The sequence below is a fragment of the Aneurinibacillus aneurinilyticus ATCC 12856 genome, assembly GCF_000466385.1.
Lineage (GTDB): Bacteria > Bacillota > Bacilli > Aneurinibacillales > Aneurinibacillaceae > Aneurinibacillus > Aneurinibacillus aneurinilyticus.
Genome location: NZ_KE952923.1, coordinates 1 through 8,488, shown reverse-complemented (window position 1 = coordinate 8,488; position 8,488 = coordinate 1). Strand labels below are relative to the sequence as shown.

6 protein-coding genes and 2 pseudogenes are annotated in these 8,488 nt (G+C 42.7%); 3 read left to right on the top strand and 5 right to left on the bottom strand.

The window, feature by feature from the left end; all coding sequences use genetic code 11:
• Window positions 1–58: 58 nt before the first annotated feature.
• The 3 genes from HMPREF0083_RS25835 (at window position 59) to HMPREF0083_RS25825 (ending at window position 2,236) form a co-directional block, all read left to right on the top strand.
• On the top strand, window positions 59–1,012 hold the full coding sequence (locus tag HMPREF0083_RS25835) for a zinc-dependent alcohol dehydrogenase family protein (protein ID WP_051354807.1): 954 nt from the start codon (window positions 59–61) through the stop codon (window positions 1,010–1,012).
• A gap of 102 nt (window positions 1,013–1,114) precedes the next feature.
• Window positions 1,115–1,525, top strand: a complete 411-nt coding sequence (locus HMPREF0083_RS25830) for an Rrf2 family transcriptional regulator (RefSeq protein ID WP_040305201.1) — start codon at window positions 1,115–1,117, stop codon at window positions 1,523–1,525.
• Between the two features lie 69 nt (window positions 1,526–1,594).
• Window positions 1,595–2,236, top strand: coding sequence for an NAD(P)-dependent oxidoreductase (locus HMPREF0083_RS25825; RefSeq protein WP_021624955.1), 642 nt, complete (start codon window positions 1,595–1,597; stop codon window positions 2,234–2,236).
• A gap of 86 nt (window positions 2,237–2,322) precedes the next feature.
• Here HMPREF0083_RS25825 and HMPREF0083_RS25820 read toward each other — a convergent pair whose 3' ends face one another.
• The 5 genes and pseudogenes from HMPREF0083_RS25820 to HMPREF0083_RS25800 form a co-directional block, all read right to left on the bottom strand.
• Entirely contained in the window at window positions 2,323–3,912 is a 1,590-nt protein-coding gene (locus HMPREF0083_RS25820) for an amidohydrolase (RefSeq protein WP_245191382.1), read from the bottom strand.
• Between the two features lie 141 nt (window positions 3,913–4,053).
• The gene (locus HMPREF0083_RS25815) at window positions 4,054–5,391 is read right to left on the bottom strand and encodes a haloacid dehalogenase-like hydrolase (RefSeq protein ID WP_021624952.1); all 1,338 of its coding nucleotides are present in this window, start codon (window positions 5,389–5,391) and stop codon (window positions 4,054–4,056) included.
• 291 nt (window positions 5,392–5,682) lie between these two features.
• Window positions 5,683–6,445, bottom strand: a pseudogene (locus tag HMPREF0083_RS27670) (acyl-CoA dehydrogenase family protein); the annotation flags it as partial.
• Window positions 6,446–6,447: 2 nt separating this feature from the next.
• Window positions 6,448–7,974, bottom strand: coding sequence for a class I adenylate-forming enzyme family protein (locus tag HMPREF0083_RS25805; protein ID WP_021624949.1), 1,527 nt, complete (start codon window positions 7,972–7,974; stop codon window positions 6,448–6,450).
• Window positions 7,971–8,323: pseudogene (locus HMPREF0083_RS25800) on the bottom strand (MerR family DNA-binding transcriptional regulator). The gene HMPREF0083_RS25805 and the pseudogene HMPREF0083_RS25800 overlap by 4 nt, the downstream one beginning before the upstream one ends.
• Window positions 8,324–8,488: the final 165 nt, after the last annotated feature.

Here is an 8,488-nt window from a genome sequence, read left to right as displayed (position 1 = left end):
AGTAGGTGTCCAAATTCATTAGGGGGCTAAATAGGGAGAGCCACAACATGTTCTACAAATCGAAAATAGAAATATCCAAAATCCTGGGATAGGCGAAATCCTTGTACGTATGATTGCTCGCCCAATCAACCCTTCTGATTTAATACCTATTAAGGGCGCATATTCCCATCGGATTGGTCTGCCTGCCATTCCAGGCTATGAGGGAGTTGGTATTGTCGAAGAAGTAGGCCCTGGCGTCTCCAAATCACTTCTTGGGACACGTGTTTTACCTTTACGAGGCGAAGGTACCTGGCAGGAGCTTGTTAAAACATCAGCCGAATTGGCCGTTCCGATTCCCGGCTTTATTGATGATGATACGGCTGCACAATTATATATCAATCCGATAACAGCATGGCTTACTTGTACAGAAGTGTTGAAACTCCAGCCTGGTGATGACGTGCTTGTCAATGCTTGTGGCTCTTCCATCGGTCGTATTTTTGCGCAATTATCTGCTGTTTTCGGTTTTAGGCTGATTGCTGTAACACGCAATGAGGCTTATACAGAAGATTTGATTGGACTTGGTGCCTCGCACGTAATCAATACCTCAAACACATCGTTGTATCCTGCAGTTATGGAAGTAACGCATGGACGCGGAGTGAAAGCGGCTATTGATTCCATAGGCGGATCAGCAGGTATGGATGCAGCATATTGCGTTCGCCCGAACGGGTTCTTGTTAAGTATCGGGCTCCTGTCAGGAATTCCTATCAGTTGGTCAAAAATTATGGAAACTACCCAAGTAAATGTTAAGATGTTTCATTTGCGGTATTGGAATCAACAAGCTTCTGCACAGACTTGGCAGGCGACATTTCGCCGCGTTATTGAACTAATTTACGACAATCAATTAAAGCTCATGGCGCCTGGCTTGCGGTTTGATCTTTTGGATGTTACGAAAGCAGTTCAGGCGGCTGAAGCCCATGAAAATACGGGTAAAATTCTTTTAACAAGCAAAAATGTATATGGAGGAATACAGTGATGCATCATAAAAATATACGCAATAAAAACAGACAGCTCAAACCAAGCATGTTGACAAAAATCACACTTGTAACTAAAATAGTTACAGAAGAGGGTGAAAGACTTGGTTAATAGTCGTCTCGCTGTCGCTATTCATATTCTTTCTCTAATCGCTGCCAATCCAGGCAAACAAATCACTTCCGATTATATCGCAGGCAGTGTAAATACCAATCCGGTCGTTATCCGACGCATAATGAGCATGCTAAAAAAAGCTGGCATACTAAAAACGCGCGCCGGAGTCGCCGGAACGGCTTTAGCCAGGAACCCTGCCGATATCTCTTTATTAGAGGTGCATAAGGCCGTTCAGGCACAGGATGAATTATTTGCGATTCATGAACAGCCTAATCCTAATTGTCCTATCGGAAAAAACATTCAATCAACACTAGAAGGTGTATTTTTTGATGCCCAAAGAGCGTTAGAAAATGAATTGGCAAACAAATCAGTCGAAGATATCTTACAGCATCTCTTTCCATAGAAGAGATGCGTTTTCACCCCCTACCTGTAACAATTTTTGTTACAAATAATAAAATTGGAGGTACAAACGATGAACATCGGAATTATCGGAGCAAGCGGTAAAGCAGGAAGCCTAATTATGAAAGAAGCTGTTGAAAGAGGCCACAATGTAACAGCTATCGTAAGAAATGCTGCTAAAATTACGGATAATAAGGTAGCTGTACTAGAAAAAGACATTTTTGATATAACTTCAGATGACCTCAAAGCATTCGATGTAGTAGTTAATGCTTTCGGAGCGCCTCCAGGACAAGAGCATCTTCATGTTGAAGCCGGAAATGTACTCATCGACGCTCTTAAAAATGCCCCTGAAACAAGACTCATCGTCGTAGGCGGTGCAGGAAGTTTATTTGTAGATGAGGCAAAAACTACACAAGTATTCAATACACCTGATTTTCCTAAAGAATATCTTCCAACAGCTAAGAACCAGGGGAAAAACCTGGATATTTTACAGCAAACAGATTCTATTACATGGACATTTGTCAGTCCTTCTGCATTTTTTGATCCGCAAGGAAAAAGAACAGGCTCTTATCAAACAGGTAAAGACCAGTTGCTCGTGAATTCTAAAGGACAAAGCTATGTAAGTTATGCGGACTATGCTATTGCCATTCTGGATGAAATCGAAAAGCCACAGCATTTGAACGAACGATTCACGGTTGTATCAGAGTCTGAATAAATCGATAGGCAACATCTCAATATAAACAGCAAAAGGCTGGCTCATAACCTGTTGAGCCAGCCCTTTTAATAAAACCTAATTCGGCATTACTTCTTATATACAGTCTCTCCACCTACTACCGTGGTAAGCACTGTAATATCTTTCAATTGTTCTTCTGGACATTTCATCGGATCTCTATCAATTACTATAAAATCAGCCAACTTTCCAGCCTCTAAAGAGCCTTTTAGCTTTTCTTCAAAGCTCCCTTCCGCGGCCCAAATAGTAAAGGCTTGTAAGGCTTCCTCTCTTGTCATCTTCTCCTCCGGATACCAGCCTCCCTCCGGGTTTCCGTCACGATCCATACGTGTAACAGCGGCATACAGTCCATGGAAGGGATTCACCAATTCGACCGGGGCATCTGAGCCTCCAATGATATGAGACCCGGCATCGATTGTCTTACGCCAAGCATAGGCGTATTTAATTCTTTCAGGTCCAACCCGATCCTCGGCCATATTTTTGTCAGATGTCGCATGTACAGGCTGCATAGAAGGCATAATACCAAGTTCAGCAATACGTTTAATTTCGTCGGCGTTTGCTATTTGGAAATGTTCGATTCTCCATCGATGATCTTCTAGTGGACTCTCCTTTAATACTTTTTCATATGTGTTAATCGCTTGAAGAATAGCACCATCACCGATTGCATGAGTAGCCACCTGCCAGCCATGCTCGCGCGCTTCTTTAACTAAGCGATATAATTCTTCATCTGTAAATCGATAGTTTCCTTTATGGCCCGGACGATCATAATAGCTCTCCAGAAGGGCTGCACTCCGGGAACCTAGAGAGCCGTCACCAATAAGTTTTACGGATCTAACCGTGAAACGATCTCCATACAAGCCGATTTCCGGTCCCTTCTTATAATAATAAGCGAGACTTTCTCCCGTTTCTCCACCTGTACCATTGGCAACCATAACATTTAATCTAGCTTTTAAACTGCCTTTCTTATACAAGCTTTTCATATCTTCTATATAGCTCAGATGGGAACCGGCATCTGTTGCACTTGTAATCCCGTTGGAAAATAGTTCTTCCTGGGCTTTCAAAAGACCTTCCTGTATACGTTCCGAGGTATAAGAAGGGATTTTGGATGTAACGGGTTCTTGAGCTGTATCAATTAGCATGCCGGTCGGTTCTCCGCTACCGTTTCGAATGATCTCTCCGCCTTGAGGATCAGGAGTGCCTTTGGTTATACCACCGATTTCAAGAGCCTTGGAGTTAACCCAAGCAGAATGTCCATCCACTCTCTTTAGTAAAACGGGGTTGTTCGGTGCAATCGCATCAAGCTCCTCTTTTGTTGGGAATTTCTTATCTGGCCAAAGCTCGTGATTCCAGCCACGACCTAGAATCCACTCTCCCGGTTGACGGTGAGTAGTTTCTTCCTTAACCAGTTTCAGTATCTCTTCCTTTGGCTTATTAAAACCGTCAATTTCAATTAAATTAAGCGCAAGCCCCGGAAAATGCAGGTGTCCATCATTTAACCCTGGAATTACACTTTTTCCTTCTAAACCAATAACCTTCGTGCTCGGTCCTATGTATTTCTCGGCTCGCTCTTTATTACCAACATAGATAAATTTCTGATCTTTGATGACCATAGCGTCAGCTTTGGAAAATTTGGCATCCACTGTATAAATATTGCCATTCAATCAGAATCATTCGCAACTTACGGTCCGTACCTGCACGTAATGCCACTTTCGTTTCTGTCTCAGTACTCAGGAAAGAAAGCAGGAACAGTCTGTCTGACTCATTCCCGCTTTCATTTCTTATTACTGGAATTACCAAATAAGTTACTTTTGCGCAGCCAGCAGCACCTTTTCCGTTGCTCCCAACTTAATCGTATACTCGGTTGGTATCCATTGCCCGGTATTTTCGTCATGGCCCTGTAGGATAAACCTTGGATTCGCCTTCTCCATTTCAGAAGCGGCTATGGCAGAAACTTTGCCGATTTTTCCACCTTTTGCCCGGTTAATAATTAAGATAAGCTCAGTATCTGGAAATTCGGTCATCATTTCATAATCTCCGTTGCTGTCACCAGCCACAAACAAAGGACCGTATCCTCTTTTGTCAGCGATTTCTTTTTGGATAACTTCCGTCTTTCCGTGATTTACAGTAAGAGGCCAATCTGTCCGTAATGCAGGAAGATACGTATCCCCATTTTTTTGGAGCCTTATCCCGATAACGTTTTCCTTCGGCAGGTTATAGCCATACTTGGGATTCGTCGCAAAAACCTCGACAACTTCTTTCATAGAAGCGGATACGACATATACATCAATTCCATTCTTTCTGAATGTATGCATCAAATTTGCAATTTCAGGCGTAAGCCTCAGTCCACCTGTATAGGAGACACTTACCGTTCCAGCTTCACCTGCCATAGATTCCGGGCTTGCCAGCTTGATCTCAGCGAGAGCCTGGCCCAAATTATAATCGTTCGAAGCTTCCGTAAGCTGCTGAACTTCTTCTGTCGTCATATTTGCAAAAAAGTAGAGAACCCATGGATATCCTACACTTGTGTCATATGTACCGTTAATCGCCTCATATAAAAAGTACAATTTTGTTTTAAAATCCTTAAACTGATCGCTAGCTTGTACCGTCTCCAATGATTGCGTACCGTTGAGCCCTTTATAATGACTGTAGAGATATTCATAATCTCGACGCAAGTCTTTACTAATTGCAGCAAGCGTAATTCGCTCGCCTTTTACGTTTGTATACTCCCCCGAAAAAGCGCCTTCCGGAACATTGTTTTTAATAACCTTGGTAAATTCCTCCGGTGTTAGCTTAAAAGCAAGATGATCCATCATGTAAATAAACAAAGCTTCTTCCGTATCATTCATAATACTCGTATTATCCCAGTCAAATATAACATAAGGTTTCCTGTCAGAATTATATGCAGGGCTTTTTATTCCGTACTTGTCTATCAAATTTTGCACAACAGTATAATTTTTTGGTGCCCATTTCCCTGGGTCCAGTATTTGAACTGCTGCCGCATCAGTATGTACCTTAGAGTCGACCAAGATCGGTGATTGCATGTTAGCTGCAAGAACGCTGCTTACCGGTATGGAAAGAAGGAACGTGCCTACTACAGCACCTGCAATTATTTTTTTCATTTGTTTTCCTTTATAAACCATCAGTTATTGTCCCCTCTCATTTTGAATTGTTGGATACACAATGTTGCTGGATAATGCTTACACTTATCCCCCCTGTTCTAAGCACGCCAAAAAGCGCCTAAACTGTACACTCGTACAGATTGATAGGCGCCTTTGCCATTCATATGCACTTATGAACTTTATAATAATATAAATATTATAAATATTCAATATAATATTATGAGATTCTTTGTTGAACTAACAAATATATTAATTTATGGGTACTTGCATGCTCTCATTATTCATCAGTACATCAAAATATCGCACCTGGAGCATCTCAATTGCTTCGTGTGCGAAATGGATGGCCTGCTCGGCTGTTTCCATCTTAAGCAGGGCAATTAATAGACGATTCATCGCTACATTATCTGTGAATATCTGTTTTTTCTTCAGCATCACTCGCTCGAATAGGAAAATAACGAAAAAAACAGCACTCGATTCCACCTCCTGCTTGACCGCCATATTAGCAAGCGTCTCTTTCACCATCGGAAAATCCGTTAATCGCTTGCCGAATGCATTACGTTTATAAGCATATTTTTTCGTTTCAAGAAAAGCTCGCTGCATAATTCCAATAGATGCTATTGCATTACACACACGAGATAAGCTCAACGTTTCCATCATATAATAGAATCCCTTAGTCGGATCCCCCCTGACGCTCTGTCAGGAATGTTGCACCTTCAAACAGTTCGGTTTCCCCAGTAGAAACGACATGCGGCAAAAATCTTTGTTTTACCTCCTCATCTGCATACCGGTCCAGCAGATATGCAGTTGCTATCGTTAATGTAACGGGACAGTAAAAACCTGGTTCTGCCTGTATTCTTCATTCACCCACACTTCCGAGATGTCATCACCAAACCTATCATATTTAATCAGTCTGGGCTGCCCCTCCCGATCGGTATGCATAGCTCGGCGATCAATATCTGTCCCGCAGCGTTCGCCGAATTCATCCAGCTCCTGCTCTGCCCCATGCATACAATTCATCATCCAGGTACTGCTTTAAAATAAACGCCAGATTTGGATCTTCTCGAAATACATTCATGTTTATACACCCCTTTTCGCTTCAGCTGTTTGACACAGTACATTTTTAAGAATTTTTCCCGTTGTGTTCCGCGGCAATTGCGGAAGCACTTCATATAACTTCGGAATCTTGTAATTAGCTAGCTTCCCCTTTAGGAAACGCCTACATTCTTGTTTGATATCCTGCACTTCAGCCGCGAGCACAATAAAGGCTTTGACTGTTTCTCCCCATTCCGGATGAGGAACACCGACAACAGCTGCTTCTGCAATAGCCGGATGCGTAAGCAACGCATCTTCAATTTCTTTCGGAAAAACATTGACACCACCTGAGATAATCATGTCTTTCTTCCGGTTGACAATCCATACGTATCCATCCTCATCAAACCGTGCCATATCCCCTGTATAGAGCCAACCATCACGAATGGCTGCAGCAGTCAAAGGTTCATCCTTGTAATATCCTTTCATCGTGCCTTCACCATACAAAATAATCTCCCCTATCTCGCCCATCGCTACATCTCGTCCCTGTGCATCTACAATGCGCAATTCGCAATTCAGGGCCGCCCGGCTTCCAATACTGCCTGCTTTGTTCGCATGTTCTTCCGCCTTCAGCAGCGTACCGCTCGGTCCCGCTTCCGTCAATCCATACACGCATACAAGATTTCGGGCCCCAAATGCCTGGTGAATCGTCTTCACTTCTTGTGGACTTAGCGGTGCTCCGCCGTATATCCAATATTCCACTGCTGATATATCATACTCAGCAATTCTCGGATGCTTTGCAGTAAACAAATAAGCCACAGGCGCTCCAAAAAAGTGGGTAATCTTCTCCGTAGTCGTCATCTCCAGCAGCAGCTCCGGAGTAAAGGTTGCGGACAGCACATGTGTCGCTCCTACATACATGCCAGATACGAAAAACAAATGCAGAGGTGCAGAATGGCTTAGCGGCATCATATGAAGAATTCGGCTTTCCGGTTTCATTGTCATCTCGATGCACATCATTATTGCTACCGTCAATATGCTGCGGTACGTAAATACAACACCCTTTGGATGGCCGGTAGTACCTGACGTATAAAGAATGGTTGCCTCATCGTCTTCTCTCATCTCACATACGATTTCCTCCAGGACAGGCCTGGATACTAACGTTTCAAGCAAAAACCACCCTGCTGCCGCCTCTCCGGTTTTAATGCTCAAAATTTTTGTGGGCAAACCTAGACTTTCTACCGTAGAAAAAAGCGAATGATGGACTACAATGGCTTTCGCATCGCTGTGATCGAGAATGGAGCCGATTTCTGTACCTGCTAGTCTGGCATTCACCGGCACAATGACTGCGCCTAAACGTAGCACCGCAACGTATGTGTACAGAAATTCTTTCGTATTGGGCATAAACAATACAACTTTATCCCCCTGCATAACTCCTAACTCACGCAAGCCGGAAGCAAGTGCATGTACATTTCGGTCAAATGCCTGATAGGTTATTCTATTAGCTCCATCTACAATAGCTTCATGATTCGGATATTTGCGTGCATTTCTTGCCAAAAGCTCGGAAATGTTCATTCTTTTCCCACCTTTTGCTGTATTGTTTTGTGGAAGTTATCATACAAAAATTGAATTTCATTCCGCAAAGCTAGCAGTTCTTCGATTCGTTCATCAATTTCCTTCAGTTTTTGCTTACCGTACTCCATCGTTTTTTCCAACTGCATTTTTCCACTTGGATCGGTGTCAAACAGTCCGATCATCTCCTTAATTTCAGCAAGCGAAGTCTTACTCTGTCTTTTTTCACATACACTCGCTGTCCACTCACGCTCCGTTGCGGATTCAAAATACCAAGTTCCTCATAATAACGAATCGTACGCGTGCTTACATTGAATTCCTGTGCTAATTCCGAAATGTTGTACGATTTCACATCCACCACCCTCATCCAAATATTCAAACTATTATGATTATATCATTAACGTTAACGTTACCGTAAACTTCAAGCAAAAAAAATGAGCAGCGAGCCTTTTTAGGTTCACTGCTCATTTTTATATATGACTGCAAGGGTGTTGATTATCCAGTATGATCCAGAATG